At 57.0% G+C, this 24,348-nt stretch carries 14 protein-coding genes and 1 pseudogene; 5 read left to right on the forward strand and 10 right to left on the reverse strand.

What is annotated here, in order from left to right:
• Positions 1 to 42 precede the first annotated feature (42 nt).
• Complete coding sequence (locus M3I53_RS05520; protein WP_254314969.1) at positions 43 to 480, reverse strand: response regulator; 438 nt, start codon at positions 478 to 480, stop codon at positions 43 to 45.
• Between the two features lie 564 nt (positions 481 to 1,044).
• Here M3I53_RS05520 and imuA point away from each other — a divergent pair.
• Genes imuA through M3I53_RS05535 form a run of 3 tightly spaced genes read left to right on the forward strand, consistent with a single transcriptional unit; the run spans position 1,045 to position 6,304 of the window.
• Complete coding sequence (gene imuA, locus M3I53_RS05525; RefSeq protein ID WP_254314970.1) at positions 1,045 to 1,755, forward strand: translesion DNA synthesis-associated protein ImuA; 711 nt, start codon at positions 1,045 to 1,047, stop codon at positions 1,753 to 1,755.
• Complete coding sequence (locus tag M3I53_RS05530) at positions 1,679 to 3,142, forward strand: DNA polymerase Y family protein (protein WP_254315106.1); 1,464 nt, start codon at positions 1,679 to 1,681, stop codon at positions 3,140 to 3,142. The genes imuA and M3I53_RS05530 overlap by 77 nt, the downstream gene beginning before the upstream one ends.
• A 30-nt stretch (positions 3,143 to 3,172) precedes the next feature.
• The gene (locus M3I53_RS05535) at positions 3,173 to 6,304 is read left to right on the forward strand and encodes an error-prone DNA polymerase (protein WP_254315107.1); all 3,132 of its coding nucleotides are present in this window, start codon (positions 3,173 to 3,175) and stop codon (positions 6,302 to 6,304) included.
• A gap of 79 nt (positions 6,305 to 6,383) precedes the next feature.
• Here the strand turns inward: M3I53_RS05535 and M3I53_RS05540 are convergent.
• The 9 genes and pseudogenes from M3I53_RS05540 to M3I53_RS38565 form a co-directional block, all read right to left on the reverse strand.
• Positions 6,384 to 6,650: pseudogene (locus M3I53_RS05540) on the reverse strand (N-6 DNA methylase); the annotation flags it as partial.
• On the reverse strand, positions 6,647 to 10,570 hold the full coding sequence (locus M3I53_RS05545) for an SIR2 family protein (protein WP_254314972.1): 3,924 nt from the start codon (positions 10,568 to 10,570) through the stop codon (positions 6,647 to 6,649). The gene M3I53_RS05545 and the pseudogene M3I53_RS05540, both read right to left, overlap by 4 nt.
• 63 nt (positions 10,571 to 10,633) lie before the next feature.
• Complete coding sequence (locus tag M3I53_RS05550; protein ID WP_254314973.1) at positions 10,634 to 12,970, reverse strand: AAA family ATPase; 2,337 nt, start codon at positions 12,968 to 12,970, stop codon at positions 10,634 to 10,636.
• Between the two features lie 1,393 nt (positions 12,971 to 14,363).
• Positions 14,364 to 14,771: a hypothetical protein gene (locus tag M3I53_RS05555; protein WP_254315120.1), complete on the reverse strand. Its 408-nt coding sequence runs from the start codon at positions 14,769 to 14,771 to the stop codon at positions 14,364 to 14,366.
• 590 nt (positions 14,772 to 15,361) lie between these two features.
• Positions 15,362 to 15,883 carry an HAD domain-containing protein gene (locus tag M3I53_RS05565; protein WP_254314974.1) on the reverse strand — a complete coding sequence of 174 codons (522 nt, stop codon included), beginning with the start codon at positions 15,881 to 15,883 and terminating at the stop codon, positions 15,362 to 15,364.
• Positions 15,884 to 16,112: 229 nt separating this feature from the next.
• Complete coding sequence (locus M3I53_RS05570; RefSeq protein ID WP_254314975.1) at positions 16,113 to 16,739, reverse strand: hypothetical protein; 627 nt, start codon at positions 16,737 to 16,739, stop codon at positions 16,113 to 16,115.
• 46 nt (positions 16,740 to 16,785) lie between these two features.
• Entirely contained in the window at positions 16,786 to 17,382 is a 597-nt protein-coding gene (locus tag M3I53_RS05575; protein WP_254314976.1) for a BPSL0761 family protein, read from the reverse strand.
• 390 nt (positions 17,383 to 17,772) lie between these two features.
• Positions 17,773 to 18,009 (reverse strand): hypothetical protein, encoded by a 237-nt coding sequence (locus tag M3I53_RS05580; RefSeq protein WP_254314977.1) that lies wholly within the window; start codon positions 18,007 to 18,009, stop codon positions 17,773 to 17,775.
• A gap of 1,036 nt (positions 18,010 to 19,045) precedes the next feature.
• Positions 19,046 to 19,567 (reverse strand): DUF6471 domain-containing protein, encoded by a 522-nt coding sequence (locus tag M3I53_RS38565; RefSeq protein ID WP_375542467.1) that lies wholly within the window; start codon positions 19,565 to 19,567, stop codon positions 19,046 to 19,048.
• A gap of 525 nt (positions 19,568 to 20,092) precedes the next feature.
• Here M3I53_RS38565 and M3I53_RS05585 point away from each other — a divergent pair.
• Positions 20,093 to 20,587: an HAD domain-containing protein gene (locus M3I53_RS05585; protein WP_254314978.1), complete on the forward strand. Its 495-nt coding sequence runs from the start codon at positions 20,093 to 20,095 to the stop codon at positions 20,585 to 20,587.
• Between the two features lie 1,062 nt (positions 20,588 to 21,649).
• Positions 21,650 to 24,340 carry a DDE-type integrase/transposase/recombinase gene (locus M3I53_RS05590; RefSeq protein ID WP_254314979.1) on the forward strand — a complete coding sequence of 897 codons (2,691 nt, stop codon included), beginning with the start codon at positions 21,650 to 21,652 and terminating at the stop codon, positions 24,338 to 24,340.
• Positions 24,341 to 24,348 lie beyond the last annotated feature (8 nt).

Here is a 24,348-nt window from a genome sequence, read left to right on the forward strand (position 1 = left end):
TAACATCCAAGTTAGCAGCTGAAGGGCCGCCCCGAGCTCACTTCAGGGTATCAGCAGGGAAGAGATGGGTTGCCAACGCGATATCGCCCGGTCGGGATACGCGGGACGAAGCGTCTCTCGCAAAGGCCGTGATAGAAGCAACGACGCTACCGTGGACTTTAATGCGCCAATGTTTATCGGTTTGAGGAAAAATGCGTTCCACAGGGGCGGAACCCGGTCAGCTTGGGCTTGTCCCGATACCATAATTACCGGTATGGCTGACAGCGCTGGATATAGCCTGAGCTGTCGACACAGGTCCACGCCGTCCATCCCCGGCATGGTGCAGTCTGTGACGATGAGGTCCGGCATCGTTCTTCCTGCCTTCGTCAATGCAGTCTTACCATCTTCTGAAAAACATACCCTGTATCCCCAGCACTCCAAGGTCACGCCTACGGCAGCCAGGATGTCAGGGTCGTTGTCGACCAGAAGAATGGTTGGCATGGGAATGTCCGCCCGGTTCCTTCCCACACCGCAACAACCATACCGTAGCTTGTTGGAAACAAGCAGTTCCGCCCGGTCAGGAAAGCGTCGTTGAGTTGCCTTCGGCGTCTTCGCCTACCTCCCGTCGTGTCTGACTTAGAGGCACGTGAATTCAACGATGTTCCGGTCGCACCGCAGGTTCTGACATATCGGCAATAACCCGCCAGGAATCGGGTTGAGCAGCCCATGCGGTGCCTGCACTGGTCGGTACGCCTGCACGTTTAGCCGTCTGCATTCCTCCACCACGTTACGGTTCCGACGCATGACTCGGTCCATTCCCAGCGGTGGTGCCGGCTCCGCTTCTTGTCCTCGACTATTTGTTCTCTAGTCAACTGCGCCTTCCGCGTGTGAGCGCCGCGACATCCCGAACGCAATTTCACCATTAACGCGGCAGATGCTGGCACCGGCACGTGGGGGCGCGCATCCCGATGAGGCCCCTCCTTCGAAATAAAAACGGGTCACATCACAACGACATTTTTTGAGATACGATACCTTTACCTGTACATCCATACAGTGGTATTTGCCATGGCTCCCTTGCCCCACATCGAGTCGATTCACCCAGCGCTTTGGCGCGGGTCGCAACTCGCGCGCGCACATGGGAGGACGGTCGATACGGGCTACGCAGCTTTGTCGGCCGAACTGCCGGGCGGTGGCTGGCCGCTGGGTGCATTGGTTGAATTGCTGGTCCAGCAGCCTGGGATTGGCGAGATGCGACTCCTGAATCCGGCACTTACGGAACTGAGCAAGCGTCCAATTGCGCTGCTGCAACCTCCGCACGTCCCCAATTCGCTTGCGTTCTCGTATCTCGGCCTGCCAGTGGAGCGGCTCATGAGACTGCGGGCACCGAAGACGGCCGACGCGCTCTGGTGCGCGGAGCGCGTGTTTCAGGCAAAGAGCTGCGGCGCGCTTATCTTATGGCAGCAACACATCCGGACCGAGGCACTGCGGCGATTACATCTGGCCGCGCAGGCGTCAGAAACGCTGCTTGTGCTCATTCGGCCACTGGCGAGCGCGCAGGACGCATCACCCGCCACGCTTCGGCTGGGAGTCAGACCGGCTGACGGTGGCCTTGTCGTCGATGTCGTCAAGCGACGGGGCCCAACACGCAGCGAAGCGCTCTCCATTACCCTGCAACCCTCACCGATTCTTCTCAGCCCCTATGGCCGTGTTCGTCGCCATCTTCCTGCCCCGGCTTTCGCTGGAGGTGTTCCGTCCGAGGTGGTCACCTCGGACTGAGCACGGCTGCGTCGTGCTCGAGCGCGACAAGGTAGTGGTGGCGGATTCGATGGCACGGGAAGCCGGTGTGCTGCCTGGCATGAAACGGGGCGGTGTCACCACGTTATCGCCCGACGCCCTGATGTACGACCGGAGTATCGAGCGTGAGCGCGAAATGCAGCGCGAGGTCGCCTTCGGTCTGTTGCGCTTCTCGCCGCAGGTCGCGGTCTGCGATGAGGAAACCATCGTGGTCGACGTGACGGCCAGCCTGCGGCTCTTCGGTGGCATACGGCGCGTCTGCGCGCTGATGCGTGACGTCGTGAAGTCCATCGGCGTGACCGTTCGCATGAGCGTAGCGCCGACTGGCCAGGGCGCATGGCTGCTCGCAAAGCGGGGACGGTGCCGCGTGCTCAAGATGTCGTCGCTTGAGCGGAATCTCAATGCGGTGCCGTTCACGCTCGTGCAGGAACTTCGCGCGTTCGCCGACTGGTTTCAGGGCCTTGGCTGCCGCGTGCTGGGTGACATTCGCCGCCTTCCGCGCGCCGGCCTGAAGAAGCGTTGCGGTGTGGATTCGCTCGATGCACTTGACCGCGCCTATGGGCTATCGCCCGAGCTGTACCAATGGCTCGAAATGCCGCCCACATTCAGTGCGCGAACTGAACTCCCTGACCGCGTCGAGCACGCCGAAGCCATACTGTTTTCGGCGAAACGCCTCATCGTTCAGATGTGCGGCTGGCTCAGCGCGCAGCAGCTCGCGCTGACCCACGCCACCGTGTCGCTCGAACACGAGCGTGGACGCGAAGCCGTTGAACCGACCATGCTCGAAATCGCGCTCGCCGAACCGACATGGCATGAGGAGCACCTCGTTCGTCTGCTGAAGGAGCGGCTGGGCCGCACCGAACTACCGGCCGCCGTCCTCGCGGTTCGCGTGACCGCCTCCAGCGTGCAGCCCGCCGAGCCGCCGAGTGACTCGCTGTTTCCCGCCCCGGGTGGTTCAGCCGAAGACCACAACCGCCTCATCGAGCTTCTGGTTGCGCGCCTTGGCGCGGAGAACGTCCAGCGCGCAGCACCGACGTCCGACCATCGACCGGAAGTGGCGAACCGCTGGGTACCCGTCCAGAACGATGCAAAGGTACAGGCACCACCACCTGGTCTGCCACGGCCAACCTGGCTGCTCGAAGCGCCCATCAAGCTCATGATGAAGGACCATCGGCCGTTCTACGGCTCGCCGCTCAGGCTCGTCTCGACGGGCGAGCGCATCGAGGCGGGATGGCATGACAGCGAAGCGGTCACACGCGACTACTATGTCGCGGAGGCGGCCGACAAAAGCTGCTACTGGATTTATCGCGAACGGCCCGTCGTCAAGACGGAAGCAGTGCGGTGGTTTCTCCACGGCCTCTTCGGATAAGACGGTGAGCTCGTGGACTTCCCATCGTCAATGCTTCCGGACTATGCGGAGCTTTTCGCATTCACCAATTTCTCGTTTCTGCGCGGCGCGTCGCATGGAGAGGAGCTTGTACAACGCGCGTCCCAGCTGGGGTACTCGGGCCTCGCGATAACCGACGAGTGTTCGCTCGCCGGCGTCGTGCGCGCACATGTCGAGGCGAAGAAAGAGAAGCTTCCCCTTATCATCGGTTCGTACTTCCAGCTGGTGCATGCAGACAGGACACCAGCCTTTGGTCTCATTCTGCTGGCACAGAACCGCGAAGGCTATGGCAACCTCTCCGAGCTCATCACGCTTGGCCGCATGCGCACGGCTAAAGGCGAATACCTGCTCACGCCCCACGACATCTCGAAGCCCGAAAAAGGCTACGCGCATCTCAGAGGCATGCCGAACTGTCTCGCCATCCTAGTGCCGGATTTTCCGGCGAAAGAAGATGTGCTCGCGGCGCAGCTCGAGTGGATGAACGATGTCTTTGCGAACCGGGCATGGGTGGGTCTCACGATGCACCAGCGAGCGATGGACGATATTCATCGTGGCGTCGTTGAGCATGTGGCAGACCGGTATCGCGTGCCAGTGGTGGCGACAGGCAATGTCGTCATGCACGTACGGTCACGCAAACCGCTGCAGGACACGATGACGGCGATTCGGCTGCGCAAGACTGTTGCTGAATGCGGGTATGACCTCGCGCCAAATGCCGAAGGGCATCTTCGCTCGCGATTCCGGCTGGGCAACCTGTATCCGACGCGCGCGCTGTACGAGACCCTCAACATTCTCGAACGATGCCAGTTCTCGCTCGACGAGCTTCGTTACGAATACCCGGATGAGCTTGTGCCAGAGGGCTTCACACACGAAGCGTATCTGCGCCAGGAAACCTACATCGGTGCCCACCGGCGCTATCCCAATGGCATTCCGCTCAACGTGCAGGAGCAAATCGAGCACGAGCTGCAGCTGATTCGCGAACTGGAATATGAGGCCTATTTCCTCACGGTCTATGACATTGTGCGCTTCGCGCGCAGCCAGCACATCCTGTGTCAGGGGCGTGGGTCGGCAGCAAACAGTGCGGTCTGCTACTGCCTCGGCGTGACGGAAGTTGACCCCTCGCGCGGCAACATGCTGTTCGAGCGGTTCATTTCGAAAGAGCGCGGCGAGCCGCCCGACATCGATGTGGACTTCGAACACCAGCGCCGCGAAGAGGTCATCCAGTACATCTATCGTAAGTACGGGCGTGACCGCGCAGCCATCGCAGCGGCAGTGTCGACATACCGCCCGCGCGGCGCGCTGCGCGAAAGCGGCAAGGCGCTCGGCATTGACCCGCAGATAGTGGACAAGGTCGCGAAGTCGCATCATTGGTTCGACCATTCGTCCGACCTCCTACAACGCTTCGCAGAGTCGGGGCTTGACCCGGCGAATCCGCTCATCGGTCTGTGGGCGAAGCTGGCTGCCCAGATTCTCAACTTTCCCCGGCACCTGTCACAGCACTCCGGTGGCTTCGTCATCAGCCGGGGCAAGCTGACGCGCCTTGTGCCGGTTGAGAATGCGGCGATGGCTGACCGGTCTGCAATCCAGTGGGACAAGGATGACCTGGAAGCACTCGGGCTGCTGAAAATCGACGTTCTCGCGCTCGGCATGCTGTCGGCAATTCGGCGCACGCTCGACATCGTGTCGGAGCAGCGTGGCGAGCGGTTCGAGATGCAGGACATACCGGCCGAGGACGAAACGACGTACGAGATGATTTCGCGCGCAGACACGGTGGGCGTATTCCAGATTGAGTCGCGCGCCCAGATGAGCATGCTGCCGCGCATGAAACCGCGAGAGTTCTATGACCTCGTCATCGAGGTCGCCATCGTGCGGCCCGGTCCGATTCAGGGCGGCGCTGTGCATCCATATCTGCGACGTCGTCAGGGACTGGAACCCGTGACGTATCCAAGCGAAGCACTGGAGGTGGCGCTGGGCCGGACGCTTGGCGTGCCCATCTTCCAGGAGCAGGTGATGCAAGTCGCCATCCTGGCTGCCGGCTTTACACCCGGCGAAGCGGACCAGTTGCGCCGCGCGATGGCGGCCTGGAAACGTAAAGGCGGACTCGACAAATACTACGACCGTATCGTCAACGGGATGATGGAGCGCGGCTACGAGAAGGACTTCGCCGAATCAATTTTCCAGCAAATTCATGGTTTCGGCGAATACGGGTTCCCAGAGAGTCATGCGGCAAGCTTCGCGTTGCTCGTCTATGCGAGCAGCTGGCTGAAGTGCCACGAGCCGGAGGCGTTCCTTGCTGCGATGCTGAACAGCATGCCGCTCGGTTTCTATTCTGCGTCGCAGCTGATTCAGGACGCGCAGCGTCACGGTGTGAAGGTGCTGCCGGCCGACGTCACCATCAGCAGTTGGGATTCGGTCCTTGAGCGTCTCGATTCTGCATCGAGGCCGGCGGTACGCCTTGGGCTGTCGCTGCTGAAGGGCATGAAGGACGGCGCTGCAGAGCGCATTGAAGCAGCGAGAGCTGTGAGGCAGTTCGCAACTGTGAGCGACCTTGCGAAACGCGCGCAGCTCGACAGGAAAGACCTTCAGGTCTTGGCCGCAGCGAACTCGTTGTCTTCTCTTGCCGGCAACCGACGCGAAGCACTCTGGACATCCGTGGCTGCGGTGCCCGACCGCGACATCCTCGCTGATGCGCGTGTCGACGATGAGACTCCGGTGCTCGGCGCGCCGTCGGAAGGAGAAGATATCGTCGCAGACTACAACTCGATGAGCCTTACACTCGGGCGGCATCCGCTTTCGCTGTTGCGGCCAGTGCTGCTCGAACAGCGTCTCATGCCTGCAGCAACGCTCATGACTTACCGCAATGGCAGACTCGCTCGTGGTTGCGGGCTGGTCACGGTACGGCAGCGGCCAGGGACTGCGAACGGCGTGATGTTCGTGACCATCGAGGACGAGACGGGCAACGTGAACGTCATCATCTGGCCGTCCCTGCAGGAGAAATTCCGGCAGGAAGCGCTGGGCGCGTCGCTGCTTGCGGTATACGGAACGTGGCAATGCGAGGGCGAGGTCCGCCATCTGGTCGCCCAACGACTTGTCGATTTGTCGCACCTGCTTGGTGGCTTAGCGACAATCAGTCGAAATTTCTGTTGAGCAGCTTCCCTTTCGATTTTTACGGCCGCCGATTTGTCGCGGTTTCTCAGCAGCTTTGAGAATTCCGACGAGAGTCTGGGCGACCGGTATGGCCGTCGTCTGACAAGGTGTTTCCCGCGACGATGTTTGCAACGTCTTGGCCTTTGATGAGCATGTCGGCTTTACAGATGGCGTACGACTCGTCGTTGAGTTCCTGCCCGAACATGGTCAGGCGCGCCGCCGAGTTGTGTTCAAGCAAGTCCTCGGCCGCCACGGACAGCATGCCGACCGTGCGGTAACTCCGCCGCGATGGATAAACTATTGGTGCCTCCGAGCTCTCCAGAATACGCACCGTGGACGGGGTCACTCGACCCTGTCCGAAACCAGCGCCTGCCAACAATTTCTGACATCCAGTAGCGCATCTGAGCGAACAAGAGTCATCGCCTGCTGCCAATTTTCGCCGTCTCGGACGTCGACGAACTGTCGCCCAAGTGCCTCCAGACATACTGCGGCGGCCCGTCGCATTCCGGGGCGACATTCAAATTCCGCGATATCGTCGCCCGGTTCGCTGTCAGAAAGCTCTAACATTAAGTTCAGAAGCTCAGCGGCAAGTCGATGCGCCTCCGGAAGAAAGTGCGCGCGAGCTCCCAGCCGTAGCAGTTCCGCGACGCTTTCGAGCGCAAGCGGCGTGTGTGGCCGCCTTTGCCATGACACGAGTTCAACCAAGAACGAGACGTAGCTCCGAGAACCACTTGATGCGGATGAGAGGTGCAGCAGCCAAAATCCCGCAGAGTTAAGAGCGTTACTGACCGCCCGCCCATCTTCGCTTCGTCGAATGGCGTTGGATGTCATCTCCATAACAGCGGTCTCTCGCTCTGGCCACCATGCAAGTCCAGTGAACAGGAGGGCGACGAGATTCATCCCTAACCTCAGCCCAGCTGACCACAGCTCGGCTAACCACCCCGACACGTCCAACCGGTCAGCGTGACCCTTTGACAAGTGTGGGGCGAGAATCCGTTGCACGGTGTGAGCCATAAGTCTCAATCGATTGGCGACTATTTGTGCGCCGAATTTCTCGTCCGGCCTGCCTGCGTATTTGTCGGCGAGGGCTCGCCCCTCAGTTTCCCACCAACTTCTCAGCTTGGAGAGCACGGCGAAAGCGTCGCGCGACGACCACGCAAATCGAACAACGCGGTTCCCGGTCAGCAAGATGTTTCCAAGAAGCGATTCCGACGTGCGGCCAATTGACTGCAGCGGCTTGCCATCCGAGCCTGTCGTCGTTTGAACGAGGTTCGGAAACGGCTCGTCCACCAGCCATTTCCTGAACGACGCCTCGACATCCTCTCGCAGGTCAGAAGGCCACGCTAGCACAGCTCCGCGATAGAAGCCGACATAGTTCGGTAGAGTGCCGCGAGGAATGTCCTTCCACACGAATTCAGCGAAGCCTAGTTTTTGGTCTTTCGACATTGCACCATTGCGCCAGAGCCAGTCCAGCCGCTCCAAGTGGAAGGCTTTCGAAACTTCATCTTTCGGTTCCGATTGAAGAGATTGAGCTAAGACTACGTCGACCGCTTTCGAGCACGCCTGTTCCGCCGACAATCCGTCTACTTCGTATGGTAGAAGTGCAATGGCAGTTGGCCAATCGCGGAATCGCTTTAGTAAAGCCGGCTTAGGATTGAGCACGACTAGGTCAAGACTCCGCTTCCTCAGAGTACACAAGTCGAGCAGCTGCACGGCTCGGCGGAAAAAGTCAGCGAACGTTCTATGCAAGGACGTGTTGTCGCGGAGTGCGTCGTTCTCATGCCATCCTATCGCTCGCTGAACAGCCCCGTCTGCCTGTGCAGCGTCTAGCCTCAACAGTACCCTTGACGCTAGCTCCAAAGAGAATTGAACTGACGCTCTGTCACGACGGTCCCAGTTCATGGGCGAACGAGCCATGCAAGCATCCAACGAACGGATTGAATACTCGTAGAGCTGTAGCGCATGCTCTCGGCTCAAGCGCGCTATTTGCGCTCGCGTGAGCGGTTCCAGAGAGGTGTACACGCTTCCGCTATTGGCCCGTATCAGATGCCGGAGGCATTCCGTTATCGGATACCAGAAAGACAGCACCCTAAAACTCGATGTGAGATGCTGTGCGGATAGCGAAACCGAGCCGACTGCAGGCACATAGGCAGCCTCTTCGGTTAGTCGAGCGAACTCCCTGGCGGCCACCCTCGCTTCCTCGTTCAATGGTATCTTCCAGGGGGTTTGCGAAATGTCACGCGAGTCAAACCTAACCAATAGCTTCTCGATGGCGGTCGACGTCCTGTCAATTTCTCGAAAGATAAGGTCCAGTTGCAAATTTGGATGCTCTGTTTGGTCCTGTGCATTCTCATCGCGATAAACTGTGACTTCGTGTTCACGCTTCCCCGAGTCCACTTCTTCTCGGAGAATCAAGTCGTGCAGAGTGACATCTGGACTTCGAGTACGCTGCTCCGTGTCTCGCTCGGGCGATGCGATTGTCGGCACCTTTCGCGCGCTCGCAGACTGTTCTGCAGTTTCGACAGCGGTGGACATCGCATCCAAGATGCGTTCGGCCCAGTGCTCTCGAGATACGAGAGGTAGCGTTTCTCCTTGAGCCTGTATCGCTTCGCGGATTCGGTGAAGGCCGTTCCGTACAATCTCCCGTCCACGCCGAATAGCCCCAAGCTCCCCAAAGATTGCTCCCACCCGGATGGGCCAATACATATCGGCACCTTCAGCAAGGGTCTCAAGCTTCTTTAGGGCTCTCATCGCCTCTTCGCGATTTAATCGCTCGACGTGAAGCAGGACCTCTTCGTGGAGTGCTAGGCACGCTATCTCGCAATCCTTCTCACTCAATGGGGGTGTCGTAAGCCTTTGTTGCCATCTATTGAACTTCTCGACATCACCCTGTTGTCTCGCTATCCTCAAGACTGCTATGGCCAGAAAGCCACGCATATAGGCCAGTTCGGCTTCAGAAGGTACCAAATTGGTAGCAACATCCGTCGGTATCTCATCGACATCGCTACCAGAGGCCAATTCTCCTTCCAGCGCTTGCTCGATGTCGTTAGCTCTCTGCGGGTCGATTTCCTCAAGCGCCGTATTGATTATCCACACAACTTCGAACAGAAGAACGAGTCGAAACTTAGCGGGAAGTCTTTCCACTTGCTTGCGGTAAGCCAGCGTTGTAGTCCCCAGTGAAGACCTGGACATAACGCGTTCTCTGTTGCGCTCCGGAGCGACAAGCCAGCCAGGATATTGCCCTCGACTTATCTTCGCGAACCGCGCCCAAGCAACAAGGTCCTCAACCTTCGAGTCCAGCGCGCCCGGCGAGGGAGGATAGTGATAAGGCCAATGTGCTCGACGAGGGGCTGCAGGAGGGCTCCAAAACTCGAAAAGTTTTCTGAATGCGTTCGCATAGTCTATCCGCGCCTCCGCCTGGCCGATGCTGTCAATTGGAATCGGAAAGACGTTGCGACGTTCCAGTATCAGCCGCTGCCCATCCGGAATCGGGCCCAACGTGATGAGATAAATCGGTGGCGTTTGCTCGCCGAGCCGGTCTCTGACCCACCCTGTCCACTGAAGAAAGTTAGGGTCATCTCCCGAAAAACCAATCAGACAAAATACGTTCTCCAGCATTGCCTGCTGAACTGTATTCATGAATGGCGCGAACCGGCTCGGGTAACATCGGTAATCTTCTTCGGTCAAAATCAAAGGAGAGCCGCTGCGCAGACTGCCGTGCAGCTTGACGACTCGCGGCCTCCCATTGCTCTTCGAAAAGGGAACGTCTTGGGCAGCAACTACCACTTGGTATCGCCGCTTAATTTTTGGAATAAACTGTCTCCGGTCGTGGTCAAGCGCTCGCTCCAAGAGCGTGTCGTAGTTCGTCGTATAGACGTCAGCCCATGGCAGGGACAGGAGCTTGATATGAAGCGGTCCCGGGTTGATGACACCGGCATCAGGCAGTAGTTGATGGAGTCGCGTGTCGAGTTGCGCTCGGCCTCGCGCTACCGCATACTCTTCCGCCAAACGGAGCATTCCGCTTACACCACCGAATCGGTTGGCGGCCATTTGTCTCGTGTCCGCTGCTGGGTACAGGTCTGCGAGCAGCGCATCCATCAGCGTAGACCAAGTCGGCAATTCACTTCCGTGCTCTGCATTGCGACTAAAGCCCGCTCCGACCATCACTGCCGCATGACCGCTTTGCAAGGCATCTCGGATTCTATACAGGTGTACACCATTAGGAACCTGGTCGATGATTTGCTCTATCGTCGAATCGTCACTCATTCGCTTTCTCTTCCACGCTGCATCTTTAGCCACGCTGCCGGAGCGAAACGGGCGCTGCGTTCATTAGGCAGTAAGTGCTTGCCGCATTCTTCCAAAGTGCCCCGCATCGCACTTCTCTATGAGCTCGAGCAAGTCCTTGAGTACGTCTGGCGCTTCTGAGAGCGCTGAGGCGTCGTCATGACCCTCGGCAATTTGCTCGTTGTGGGAGTGCGTGTCAAGAAACCTCAAAATCCGGGTTTTCTTGGGACCATCGAAATCGACAGCCTCGAGCCTTGCGTGTAGCGTATCTTCGTCCGGAATCTTAAAGACCAGGAATGCTTCCAGTAAGCGCCGCGCCAAGTTCGGTAGTTCGTAGTACGTTTCCAGCGGCCCACCTCCCGGAAGCGCACTCGCTTCCACGATTCTCTTGAAGAGGTAGTGGTACTCCGACTCGTACTTCCGGAGAAACGGGTCCATCGCCTCGATAGCCGAGCTTCGCTGACCGCCGACGTAGGATGCGCGCAGCATGTAAAAGCGCGCAGGAAGCCCCTGTTTTGCCTTTCCCCGATTCAAATGTCCGAACCAGTTTCGCACCTGTCGCAGGAAGGTATAGTTGTGGGTCAGCACAAATAGCTGACCAGCGTCGCATAGCCGACGCTTCATAAAGCCGAACGCACTATAAATAGCGTTAGAGTCGAGGCTCGAAATTGGGTCGTCCACAACCACTACACCATCCTTCAAGTCGAAAGACCGGTCTTGGAGTGATTTCAGAAAGTAGAGGAACGCAATTGCGGTTCGCTCGCCGTCGCTGAGATTTGTAGCAATGCTGCCTCGTCGCACTAACCTGTAACCAGTAGCCTCAACTGCGACTTGAATATCATCGTGCCCAAGGTAAGCGCGCAGTTCGCGATTGAGTTCATCCGCAGGCTCCTGGTGTTTCAAGATGTCGGCCTCCAGCGCACGAATCTCCTTCTCGGTCTTCGCTTTCGCGTCGTTGGCCGAAACACGGGCATTCGTAGCGGATTCCAGCGCCTTTTGCTTTTCGAGCCATTCGGGAAGCGCGACTGCTATTTCGTTGTCGTGCAATTTCTCGCGAGCAACCTTAACCTTCTCCTCGAAAGAGCGGGTCTTTGCGTTGTGCTTCTCCACAATCTGTTCAATGCGCGCAAATGTCTGCTTGCCGACGAACTCACTGAGCGCTGGTGCTCCTGCGCTCAGAATACGCATGAAAGTGTCTAAGAATGATTTGTCTTCGGCCGGGATTCCATCGCTCCCTAAGAGAAGACCCTCTAGGTCCAACGCCTCGAACACGCGCGCTTGCTTTTGCTTCACGGTATTGGCGAGCGCTAGCAGGCCGTGGCGGAGGTTGCCGAGGTTGAGTTCATAGGTTCTTCCCTCGGACTCAAAGTCGGAACGGAGTTCAGGATATAAATCCCTGATGTCAGGAAGGTTGGTCCGTACAAGTTGGTTGGCAGCGTTCTCGATGCGCTCGGCTAAGTTTTGAAGGTCGCGAGTAAATCGTTGAAACTCGTCGTTGAAATGCGCCTCGAGTCGCCGCAGCCGGTTTGCGGGCAGCGGCTGCTCGCAAAACTTGCATGTTGTGGCGTCTTCGCCATGCGTGTGAATCGCCAACCCACTGCGGACCCAATCACCAACCACTGGACTAGCAGCGAGACCTTCAATGACGTTCGATACGACCGTTCTCGACAGAGCCTCCCGGACGTCGTTTCGAAGGTTCAATGCATCGGGAATGTTGACGGAACGAAGCTCGATACTCGGTAGCGGTGAGGAATTCTTTAGACTTAGCAACGTCTCCCGGTCTTTCGGCGTCAACTCAGGAGTCGCTGCTTGACTGAAACGCGACATTCTTTCCTTGAAGTCGGTCGCATTGTAATTGTTGAACTCACCGCCTGGAGCAACGAGCAGGTTCTTGATAGCGCGTGCGGTGTTTGTTGCGTAATCGTTGACCCCTTTCTGCGCACGCGCTTCCTCTTCGGAAGCCTTTGCTGCAATGTCAGTTTGCTTCGGAAGCTCCAACTTCAACGCGTCCATTTGACGCTGCTTTTCCGCGCTGTCTTCGCCGAAGACATATACGGGAGGGAGTTGGCTAAAGCTTCCACCGCTGCTCTCGAAGACGCTTCGCGCCACCGTCTCTCGGTTAAACACCCGGACTGCCGGCAAGGCCGCTCCGCTGAGCTTCTTCCCCGAAACCAACGCTCCATCGAGAACAAAATCGACGTCGCCTTCGCCAATTGACGTCGATGTCTGAATGGCTCTAAGAATGCTGGAAAGGGTAGTCTTCCCAGAACCGTTCCAGCCGTAGATAAGATTGAACCGGCCGAAATCTTCGAGACCTCTAGGCCAGGTAAAGTCCTTGAAGATGCGGTATTCGCGAATTTTTGAAAAGCGTTCGAGCTTCATTATCTTCCCCGTAACCGTGCTGTGGACCGCGTGTCGCGCGAAACCCATGCTTTCCTGAACAAGTTCCTGCGAAGAGCCTCAGCGCAGTCCGATGCTTTTTACTCCCTTACTGGCCGCTTTCTAACGGGCCGTTCAGGCTTCGGAATATCCCCAACCTTGTTCAAAGCATTCCCCGTTAGTGCCATAACTCCGGCGGTTGCCTGCCTGGCGTATCCTGGCTCAGCTGACGACGTACAGCTCGCTCAGCGCAGCGACAGTTACGCGATAGCCGCACCGGTACCAATGACGAATCCGCAGCCATTATTCAATGCGCATAATTAGTGTAAAAGTGGCACGCAAGGCATTCATAATTGTACTCAATTGGAGCATCAATACTGCTTCGCGGCGAGAGCTAGCTGAGCGCTCGACTCACCACAGCTTTCACCTTCCTTGGAACGGCGGTGTTCGCCGAAAGGTAAGGTCAGTGCCCGCAAACTTGCCCACCCGCTGCGAGCGCGCACGGTCCAAGCACGAGTGACATCGCAAGCACATCTGCGAGCCCAAGAGAGAGAACAGATGGTGAAAATCGCCAAGAACGACATCTTGGGGGCACGTGCTTCCAATGCCGGGGACCGATTTCATGGATTGTGGACCCTGCGTAGGGCGCTCGCGCTGCTGGAGCCGGGCACTCTGTACGAATCCATCAGGCGAACCTGCGCAGCGCGATGACGGCTACAGCGATGTCACGTAGTCGCGGGAGGCAGTTGTCGTCCTTTCCCCAGGCCCAACCAACCTGCGATTTGCCGGTGACCTGTGACTGAAATGTACGGCTGCGTCGGGCTAACGCCCTTCCTTGCCCCGTTCCGCGCCATCGTCATTGCGGCCGCATAAGACGTCGTTTGGCAATTTATGCACTTCAGCGACGCGCTTCCTGTATGGCTGGCGTTGATTGAGCAGGGATTGCGACCACCATGTCGCACTTGTCGCATACAGCCACCAGGAGGTCCCGGACGAGGCCGCTCCCATCGCTGAACGGGACATCTCGACGCCTGAGCGTCGTCGCGACCACCTGATGGCAATGCGGGCAAATAGCGTTGCTCTTGTCTCCCTCGGTATGTTTGACGCCCATGAACACCTCTGACGTAGTTAGGACCCCCACGTTGTGTGCCCAAGAGAGCCTGCTTGAGTCTCAATGTACCAGGAATCGATTGTCTCACTGGCCATCGATGCGATGCGCGAGACGTCGACCTCGAGTCGAATTTCCGCATAGCGCCGTGGTCCATGGTGACACTGTCGGTATCCGTCGACATCCATCGTCGTTTAGACGAGCTTGGAGCTTTCCTTCATCGATAAGCCGCCTCATGTACGAACCTGAAACGAATAGTACTAGCGCGGCGGCGTCGAGCGAGAGGTCTTATCCGTTGTCTGGCCTACCTACGCGACAGTCGGGAATCAAGTCGGCAGTCACGTCGCGCCATACGCCTCCCTGGTCGATGGCATCCGCGACGCCGCTGAATACATTGCGGTATCGCGCACTTCGATTTTGCCGGTGACGGCGGCGGCAATTAGGGACAGCGCGGCGCTCGTTCAGCAAAATAATGTTGCGTTGAGCCTCGCGCTTGAGCTCGTCAAGTTTAGAGATTTCCGCGTCGAGGAAGGAAACGATTCCTTGTTGCCCGTGGATATGAGGAAGAAGGAATTGCAGCTCATCTGCCGACGCACGTCTGACGCGTCGGCCGCAATCAAATCGCGTTTGCGCTGCCCCTGCACTAGCGCTGTCCCGCGAGAAAGTCCTGCCAATCGTGCGCGTACGCACAGCCATTGCCGGGTATTCCAGAGCCGTCGAGGTTCTTCTCGAAAAAAGTTTTCGCTGGCTCTGGGATTTCGCTCAGTTTGACATAGCGAACGCCGTCGCCACGCACGTGAACGGTCACTTCTGGCAACACGGGCGCGGCGGCAACTCCTCCTTTCCGTTATTCAGTGCAGCGGCCAGGCATCGCGCGACCAAATCAAAAACGCTAGCGGACCAGCGTGGGTAGCCGCGAAGCAGTGCCGTGTCACCAACGTCGCCAATCAATGCCTCCTATAGTTCCGCTTCGTAGTCCGCCAGCGCCCCGTCTCGCTCGCGCGAAATGTCGGCCGTTGCTATCACGCGTTTTCCGCTTTCGCGGCCGCCGGGCCAAAGCTCCACCGTCACTTTAAGCATTTTTGTTTCCCCCTCGTAGGGACGTATGCACTTGCATCGCCCAGAACTGTGATTGCAAAGGAGTTTGGGTAGGTGAGCGCGAACTATGGCCAGCGCTGTCGAAGATAGGCGATGACTTTCTTGGCGACATCGCCCACGTTTGGCGGAACCAGGTGCCGTCGGTGATACGGACGGGCAATGTTCGCTGCTGATGTGATGGCGGCTCATTACTCGTTGATGTCATCTGTCGACCCTCCTGAGAAAAACTGCTGCAAACGCTGGCGAAATAGTTCAACGACAACAGGGTCCCCAAGCCCGGCATCCGTCTGACAATGCACGAGTCGGTCACGGTGCGACTCGAATCCGTCCTCGCGGTCGTCGACAGCCAACCACGTCAAAGGTGAGTTTCTGCTCACGTAATCCATGACCTGGGCACCTCGTGGAACCACGAACCAAAAGTACTCGTTAAATATGGAGTCTTCGTACGTCGCTCCGACAACACGTTCTCGCAATGTGGACAACGGAAGCGCTGCTACTGTATATTGAGTCCCCAAAACGATAGCCCAGTCTGAAGACAAGACGATTTCGACATCAGGATACGGTCGGAGTAGTTCATCTAGCACCGGCGCGAACTCAAATAATTCTATGAATCCGGGCGCACTACTCACTACAAGGTTGCCAGACCTGCGAGCGATTCCACGATGCAGAACACCGTCGATATCAAGAAATAGCACCTTTCGGGTCGTCATTAATATCTCTCCTGCACGTCGGGGTCGCTCGAGCCACATCGTCTCCCCCGCCATCAATCGAATCATCTCGTCGTCTACCTTTGCATCAAAGCCTCGTTCGTTGTCGAGGTCTATGCCTCGCCGGACTATCAACGATGAGAATTCAAAATCGGAATACGCCAAAACAACATACGGTTGTGAGCAACACGACACAAAATCTAAAACTGCGTCCTCCTTGGTCCCGCGCTCGTTACTCCCCATTGCCGTTGTCAGTTTTTCGACGCACCGCGAGGTCCTCAATCTCAGCGTCGTAAAGCCCTGCGCGCTGCGATGCGTCCATCATTCGCTCCATCCCCTCCCGCTGGTCGTTGCGCATTTTCTCGCGATACGCCTGCGCAACCGCTTTGGGTATGCGTTGAATTCCTTCTTCGTCCGTGCGAGCCGGCAGCTTGCCCTCTTCGATGAGCCTCCGCACATGAAAAGGCGAAACAAAGAGGAGCCGCGCGGTTGCATCGAGCGTGAGTTCCGCCGGGTTGTCAGTCTCACGGTTTCTTACGCGACAATCAGGAATCAACTCTTCAGTGACGTCGCGCCATGCGCCGCCCTCGCAGAGGATTTCAGCAACGCAACTGAACACGTATTCGCCGTCGCTGCTCCAGCCGCTCGGGCCTACTAGATGATAAATGCGGCCGCTGGCTGTGCGGCCTCTACGTGCCTCGGCATCTAGTTCAACTACCGGAGTGCTCACTCGTCCATCTCGCGTTTCCCTGCTATATCCTACGAAGCGCCGCTCGCCATTGGCGGACTCGCGTATCGACCAGCGCTCCAAGTACACTGTTTCCGAGCCTTCACCCGGGAAATTCAAGTAGATGGACATATCTCCCCTCCAGATGCAAGACGAAAGGGTTCTTCACCTTCGTTTGTCATTGCCCGACGAATCGGAGATTCGTCGGGCCATCTGACAGGACCACGACCCGAACGGCTTGATACTTGACATCGTGGTAGCCGTCTTCGCGCGGTACCGGACCTCGCGGGTACCACACGTCGTACGGGTCTCCTCTATACGCACCCCGTTCGTGCGTCCATACCATCTCCTGCATGCTCACCTGTCGGACTCCGTCCGCCTCTTCTACGTCGGCATAGTGCGTCATGAACAGCACGTAGCTATTCGGTTCCGCACATACCAACGCCTTCACCAGTTGTGCAACGGTCATGGGATTTGAGGCGAGCACTGCTCCCAGCTTGGCGACAAAGTCTGCCATGTCGTCCCCGCCGGACACACTCGCACCATCGTCTTCGGCTTGTGGCGCTGAAATTCCATGGTCTCGCCACGGCCATTCGAGCCACGGCGACTGGGCAGCAATCAGCGATAGCATCCCGTCATCTGGATAATGACGTAGCACGGCGGCCGCTCGTCGTCGGAGCGAATGGACATTCACTACCGACGTCATTTTCGAGGTGTCAGAAAGCAGCTCGCGCGCATTTATCAGCGCACGCGTGCGTTCATCCGGCATAGTCATGGCTCTGCTCCTTTTGACATAACTGGCCGCTGCTCGTCTACGTTGTTCACGTCGTTTCTTTCACCTTGTGACCCTGTGGGTATCGGCTCGTCGTTCCTTTTCGCGATTTCGTTCGTACAGTTCGTCTCGCAGCGCCCGTTTGAACAGCAGTCCTAATTCGAACGACGACATTGTCCTCAGGTCTACGTACGTGCGCGCGGTCATTGCCTCCAGACTCCGTCGTATGCCCTTGTCAATTGCGGCGGCGAGCGCCCGCTCCAAACTTGCACGATGAGTCTTGTCCCGCATTCATCGCCTCCAATGCTTGCGCAGTCGCGTCGATTCGACACGGCAGCGCCTGTCGCTATTGACGGGCAAGAGTTCTAGCCAAAGCGCTGCCTCCGAAGTTCGTCAGCAGGGTTGCTGCAATGGTGGGGCCATCTCGTCCTTTTGCGGGCTGGCATTTGAAAGCGTGAGGTAAGGCGATGCAGATAAATTCGATATCACCCTAGTCAGGGTAATGCCGAAGTAGTGCTTCGGCACGGTGTCGGACCTTTGCGGGCAGTTAGGTGCGCTCATCCGAGAGAGCTGTTGCAGAAAATCCCGCGCATCTAGGATTGCCGACGCTCGCTCGAAAGGCGTCGTCATGTGCGTGCTCCGTCTGAAAGCATCAATGCCGTAACGTCCGAATAGGAGCGGATACCGTTGAATGCACACCACTGTAGCCAAACATACGTTTCGTCTGGATTTACGGAGCTGTCGCCGACTAGTTGGTACACCCGCCCAGAGCGGGTTACTCCGCGTCGAGCGATTGCGTCAAAATCGAAAATTTCCGAACTCACCCTCGTATGCCCAGTCGCCTCGTTGCGTCCGACAAAATGTCGCGTGAGCAAATCTGTTTCAAGAATATGCCAGGCACTCAGTCGAACCATCGGCTGCTCAGACACGGAAGGTGTCAGCCACAATGACATTGCCGATTCCCAGTCGCAGACATTATGTCGTGTTGGAGATTCGGTGTGTGACCGCCAGCGAAGTACTTCCGCCGTCACGTCAGTCGGTGACGGCTGCCGGAACAAAGCGCACCACGCCGTCCACATCTGGAGCCAGTCGTCGGTCGACCCCGGAAGTCCAACTAGGCGATATGTACAGCCAGCGTTGGAAATTCCAACCATCGTGACCAGGTCAAGGTTGCGTATGGCCGGGCTGGCATGGCATCTTTTGTGCGCAACGTCGATGCCGACGAAATGGCATCCATGGCCTGCTTGCAGGATGCGCCATTCGAGAAGAGCAACCTTGGGGCCGTTGAGACCAGAGTCACTAGAGAAAGTTTGAACTAGCGCACTCATGGCGATTGCTTTGCACACCAAATCGATACACGGCAAGTTGCTGACCAGAATTTTCTGGGGACCATCGAGCAGCGCGGGCCGAGCGCCAAGACTTCTACCACAACATCTGACGGGCGGGCTACGCAGCACCGGCCGACCCAACGTGGGGCATGCGCGCCAACGACAGAAAGGAAAATGAAATATTGCTTGGCCGTCCAAGTGTTGAGTCGGACCGCTCGGCGGCTCGGTCGCAGTCAAGCAGAGGCGTCTCCCGAGCCAGAACTCTAGCCAAGCACGAGAGCCATAGGTGAGATATTTATCTCACTTTTAGTCTAGTCGGCCCTATGCAAAATGCAAGCTCAATCGGACGAGGCGTCGCCCATGGTATCTGCGGTTCGCAACGCTGCACGGCGGAGGTCGCCGAGGTCAATGTAGCGGTCGGCGCTGGGGCTACCGAGCACCGTCAGGCACTGTAGGAAAAAAGTGACGGTAAATTTTCCGGACGAAACGTGGCGCGCGACGGTCCTCGGTGTGGCGCGGACACCTACCAGCGCCAGTCGGCGCGTTAGCTCCGCCGAGGTTATCCAAGGCTGAGCCGCCAGTTCCGCACCAAGCGCGGCGGCCGCACGCTGCTCCCAAGACCCTTCTCGAGAGATTGCCGCCGACCATAACGGAGGTGGCTCTGAGTCTGTGATATGCAGAATTTGGAGGAGCAAGCTGAACTGTGCCGTGCCTCTGGATATACGCGATACGAGCGCGCGCTCGCTGTCGTCCTCGCCCGCAGCGACTAGAGCCTCCGCCAACTGCGCGTAGGTTACGTCTTTCCTCGCTAGCGCTACGCGAAGAACGCGTGCCGCCAGGTTCGGCCATGAGTCACCCACAGCAGGAATTCCTTGCCACGAACACGCATACCCCCTATACTAAAAGTGCGATAAAAATCTCAGTTTTCGACAACTCGACAACTCGAAAACACAAACCATGGCCGCAAGCGCGACAAAACTCGTAAGTGTAAGACGGTAACCCAGAAGAGACCAGCGATACCGAAGGAAGTCCCGAGATATATACGAACTCGCATGGCGATACTTTTGGCGGCCAAGCTTCCGCACCGCGCGGCGACGCCACTGCACTGAGCCTTTTTCAGCACGAGGAAAAGTCGGATTGCCACTCTGCTTGGCGCGTATGCGCCGTCGTCTCGCGAAAGCGAAAAGGCAGATGTTGCGAAATTCGGCGGGTCAGTTGGATGACTAGGCCGCACAAAGCGCCACAACGACGCCGCCCGAAACCAACCCGCTATCCGATAGCAGAGACGGCTTCCGAGGACGCTTTCATTTCGTCGATTGCGCCCCTCGGCTCACATCCGTCGCGTGGAACAAGACTCTTCAGGCATCTGAAGTGGGTAGGCGAATATGAATATCTATCTCAACTTCGATGGCGTGTTGCATCCTGACGAGGTCCATTTCAGTGAAGGTCGCATGCCAGCCCTTGCGACGCGAGGTCACAAGCCGTTCGAGCACGCTAACGTTCTCTCCGACCTGCTGACTCCGTATCCCAAGGCGACAATTGTGTTGAACACATGGTGGACGTTCTTCCTTGGAGTAGACGATTGTCTAGCCATGCTGCCGTGGGCACTGGCGCATCGAGTCATCGGAACAACGCTAAAACGAGCGTCCGCTTATACTCGCATGCCGACACGCGTGAGCGAGGCAGCAGACCACGTTGCTCAACGTCATGAACCATTCCCCCTCATCCTCGACCACAACAAGTCGCGCTACAGCAGCGAGCTTGTGCCGCATGTTGTTCTTCTGAGGGCCGAAAATGGACTTTCCAGCTCGCCGGCTCAGCAGTTCATAGTCAGGCGACTTGCAGCCATACAATCGCTCGAAAATAATTCGTATGCCTAAATGGTTCTAACCGAACCGACCACACCCTGGCGTCTATAATCAGCGGCGGACGGGTATAAACCATCTACAGTTGCTAAAGAGTTTAATATTTCTGTTTACACCTTCAGGCGGAACTGTTTTTCTTCACCTTTGTACCTTCATGGTCTATTATTCTGGCGATGGGGCATCGCCTTGGGTTGAATTTGTCAATTGCTTTGGCGCATCTGCGGCGACCGGCGTTGGGAGCCTGCGGCCTGGAACTCTGCGGGAACCCGGCACATCGTAAGCAATCGCACGATGTCAATGGCCCGGAGGTGCCCTCACACTGCACCCGGAGGGCAACATGGAAATTCGCCTACCTGTCTCTGGTCTTGGTTCGCGCCCCCCACAGGACGCATCGAGTTCCAAATGCACGGAACTGCACATAGTGTGCACAGTCGACAAAGGCTCCCGGTTCACGTGGAGGGGCAAGAGCGGCTTGTTCGTAATTCTTCGCGTCACGGAAGACACGATTTTATATCGCTCAGCGTCGAACGAACGAATCTACTGCATGCCCCAGAGTGAGTTTGTGCGCTGCCTACTGCGTCAGGAAATCTACCTTCTTTAGAAAGGCTCGCGGATAAGTCTTCGCAAGCCCGCGTCAAATCGCACCGAGCAATATGAAGGCAAAGAGGCCATTGGGCGAAAGTCCTACCACACACCCGCGTAGCGCTGATGTTCGGAAGTAGGCGACTCGTTGCGTGCTAGAGACCTCAAAGCAGGACTCTCACTGGTACGAGAGCTATCGGAAAACTCCTAGCTCTCGGCGGTAAATGTAGCTGACAGGTAGCGTAGGTGAGTATTCAGTTACCAATCAAGCTGCCCCCGTTATCAAAGTGGCAGCTATGTGATAAAGAGTTGACGGAACGTGCTCCGATAGGCCCAGCTCGGCCATACACGCACTCGGAGTTACTCGATGCGTTTGCTGAGTGGGGTACGCCAGACAGCGGAAAGAAGTACATTATTAGCTCGAGACTACATTCCCCTGTGCGAAAGGTTAGAGGCGGCGCGGGCAATTCCGTCACCTGCTATACGTCGCGGAAAATGAAGCGGCGCGTCGCAACCGAAAGCCGCAACGTGGAATTTCCGGCTGTTTATCGATACGACCTTGACGACGTCACGCGCGAGCTCTACTGCCAACCGGAACAGGTCAGCATTCCAACGATAATAAGAAGGACCTTCGCGGACGGTCGCTCGAGCGAGTACATCCAAGATGTTCCATACACGCCTGACATTCTGAGATTGACTGCAGCGGGCCCGTTTGTAGACGAATGGAAGACTGAAAAACTCTTGCAAGAGCTTGCCACACGGTATCCATGGCGATATTACAAGTCAGAAAGTGATAACACCTGGCATTGCCCTGAAAAAGAGCAGTTTTTTGCCGAGATGGGCATCACTTTCTGCCTTCGGTCCTCCGTCGAGCACAATCCCGTCTTCATTACAAACCTTCAACACCTCAGAGACTTTCTAGGCGAAGGTTCAGAACCATTATCTGAATATGCCTTTAATGCAATCAAGTCTCTCGTCGAAAAGCCCGGCGCATTGAGCCTTGCCGCTCTCTGTGAGAAAGCTTTCGATGACGTCACTCCATGGAATGAGCCTGTTATCGCCCCCACGCCGCAAGGGAAGTTCAGGGTAGATGATGTGTGGAAGGCAATCGCCGAGCAGCGGCTTCACGTCGACCTCGATTTCGACGACCTTTCCGAACCCCATGATGTAGCTGTCTGCTCTAGTCGCGAGCAGCTCGAGTTGGTCAAGTGGAACCGGCCTCCGCTGCATGCCGTTGCAGAGGCTTTCACATTTGACGTCGAGGTAGGCAGCGACTTTATGTTTCGAGGTACGCCCGAAGTCTTCACGATTTCAGGAATGCCCACAGGGAAAGTCCTGTACTACAGCGATTCATCAGTGACTCTTGCAGCGGAAATGCCGGAATTGCAGTTTCAATCCGCGTTGTACTCCGGCGACATCATCATGTTGTCGACTCCCAAGAGCACCGAAGAGCTTTTGGCTCAGCATGAGCACTATGAAGACGGACGCATTAAACAAGCTCGCGACCGCTTTCTACTCCTGGAAGCGCTTGAACATGCTCCGCGCGGCACGCAGGTCGCGGTCGGCGTTGGGATTCGACAGGTTCAGCGCCTGAAGAAAAAAATGCGAGAGGCCGGAGATTCGGCACCACTGCAGATGCTTGCACTAATTCGCCGGCGTCCCCCTGGGCGCGGGCGACAAATTAGTGAAGCGAAACTCGACGTGATTCGTGAAATTGCTCGCAGGCACAACAATCCCACAAATCCCCTCATAAGCAACGCCTACGAAGATTGTAAAACCCTTTGCGCCGAGCGCGGTATAGAGTTTCCGCCGTCCAAGAACACTTTCTACCGACACTATCGCGCATTTTTTGACATTCGCTCTCGTGAGGGAAGTCGTCGAGCATACAATGCCGAGCCCATCGTTTGGTATTTAAACCACGAAGATAAAGTTCACGGAGGTCGGCCATTTCATCGCGTCCACATCGACCATACGAAACTTGACATCATAATTTACATTCGCGGATACGGAGGACGTGTATATAGGATTAGGCCGTGGCTCACCATCATCATGGATGCAACGTCGCGCGCCGTACTTGCATTTTATCTGGCCGCTCACGCCCCGAGCGCAACGAGCTGCATGATGGCTATACGCGAGATGATAAGGCTTCACCGGCGTATGCCAGAATTCATCGTCGTTGACGGCGGCAAAGACCTTCAGTCCCTTGCCTTCGAATCGCTTTGTCACCTTTACGACGTAACGCGCGAGACCCGTCCCTATCACGAGGCTCGCTTCGGTGCAGTCATCGAGCGGCTTTTTGGAATAACGAACCAGTTGCTTATCTACAAGCTCGTCGGCAACACAAAAGCAATGAAACACGTAAGGACGGTCACCCGGCAAGTTGACCCAGCGCGGGCAGACCATATGAGCTTCGCACAATTACATGGGCTTCTGGAAGATTTCTTCTATGTTCGTTACAACCGGGAGCGCGTGCATCCGGCGCACGACCACACTCCAGAAGATTACATGAACAAGGGGTTCATCCAGACTGGCCGCCGCCTTAGGCGGCTGTGTCCGTTTAACCGCCGGTTTATGATTCAAACCTGCATCCCCGTATCGCGTGGTGGAACGCGAACCGTTGACCCGCAGAGGGGCATCCAAATTGGGCCTTTGCATTACTGGACCGACGAGTTTTCGCGTCTGCGCAGTAGAGAACGGAACGTCCCGGTGCTCGTCGATATGTGGGACGTCAGCGTCGCGTGGGCCTCCATTCGTGGACGTTGGGTTCGATGTGAATCGAAGCTGTTGATGCAATACCGTCGATTGACCGCCATTGAACTTCGTTATGCATTCTATGAGGTTTGGCTTCGCTTGCGGAAAGCGCCTGAGGAATCGTTTGAGTCCTTGCTCGACGACGTACTGAACGACCACGTTCTCCCAGCTGTCGCAGACGCTACGGCTGCGACTCACCGTATATACGGCGCGGTAGGCATAGCCGACGTCATACCTCGCGAGACCGACGGCGAAACGCTCAAAGGTGACGACAAATCAGCGTCCGCTCAGACGGGAACCGAACAAGCGCCTACAACCGTCGATAGGCCACCATCGAAGCCTCAACCTGCGTCAAACACTTCGAACGCTGGCGAATCGTTGGTTCAGAAATTCAATTTGGATTACGAATCATTGCCAGTTTATCGCCCCCTCTAACGTTACCG

Origin of the sequence: Paraburkholderia sp. CNPSo 3272 (assembly GCF_024206495.1) — a bacterium.
GTDB lineage: Bacteria > Pseudomonadota > Gammaproteobacteria > Burkholderiales > Burkholderiaceae > Paraburkholderia.

Bases quoted from the DNA above. Each gene is read 5' to 3' on its own strand.
- M3I53_RS05580 (WP_254314977.1), bottom strand. From the start codon at position 18,009: ATGACGACGCCTTTCGAGCGAGCGTCGGCAATCCTAGATGCGCGGGAT.
- imuA (WP_254314970.1), top strand. From the start codon at position 1,045: ATGGCTCCCTTGCCCCACATCGAGTCGATTCACCCAGCGCTTTGGCGC.
- M3I53_RS05520 (WP_254314969.1), bottom strand. From the start codon at position 480: ATGCCAACCATTCTTCTGGTCGACAACGACCCTGACATCCTGGCTGCC.
- M3I53_RS05555 (WP_254315120.1), bottom strand. From the start codon at position 14,771: ATGGCTGTGCGTACGCGCACGATTGGCAGGACTTTCTCGCGGGACAGC.
- M3I53_RS05575 (WP_254314976.1), bottom strand. From the start codon at position 17,382: ATGACTATGCCGGATGAACGCACGCGTGCGCTGATAAATGCGCGCGAG.
- M3I53_RS05590 (WP_254314979.1), top strand. From the start codon at position 21,650: ATGAAGCGGCGCGTCGCAACCGAAAGCCGCAACGTGGAATTTCCGGCT.
- M3I53_RS05565 (WP_254314974.1), bottom strand. From the start codon at position 15,883: ATGACGACCCGAAAGGTGCTATTTCTTGATATCGACGGTGTTCTGCAT.
- M3I53_RS05550 (WP_254314973.1), bottom strand. From the start codon at position 12,970: ATGAAGCTCGAACGCTTTTCAAAAATTCGCGAATACCGCATCTTCAAG.
- M3I53_RS05585 (WP_254314978.1), top strand. From the start codon at position 20,093: ATGAATATCTATCTCAACTTCGATGGCGTGTTGCATCCTGACGAGGTC.
- M3I53_RS05545 (WP_254314972.1), bottom strand. From the start codon at position 10,570: ATGAGTGACGATTCGACGATAGAGCAAATCATCGACCAGGTTCCTAAT.
- M3I53_RS05535 (WP_254315107.1), top strand. From the start codon at position 3,173: ATGCTTCCGGACTATGCGGAGCTTTTCGCATTCACCAATTTCTCGTTT.
- M3I53_RS05570 (WP_254314975.1), bottom strand. From the start codon at position 16,739: ATGTCCATCTACTTGAATTTCCCGGGTGAAGGCTCGGAAACAGTGTAC.
- M3I53_RS05530 (WP_254315106.1), top strand. From the start codon at position 1,679: ATGGCCGTGTTCGTCGCCATCTTCCTGCCCCGGCTTTCGCTGGAGGTG.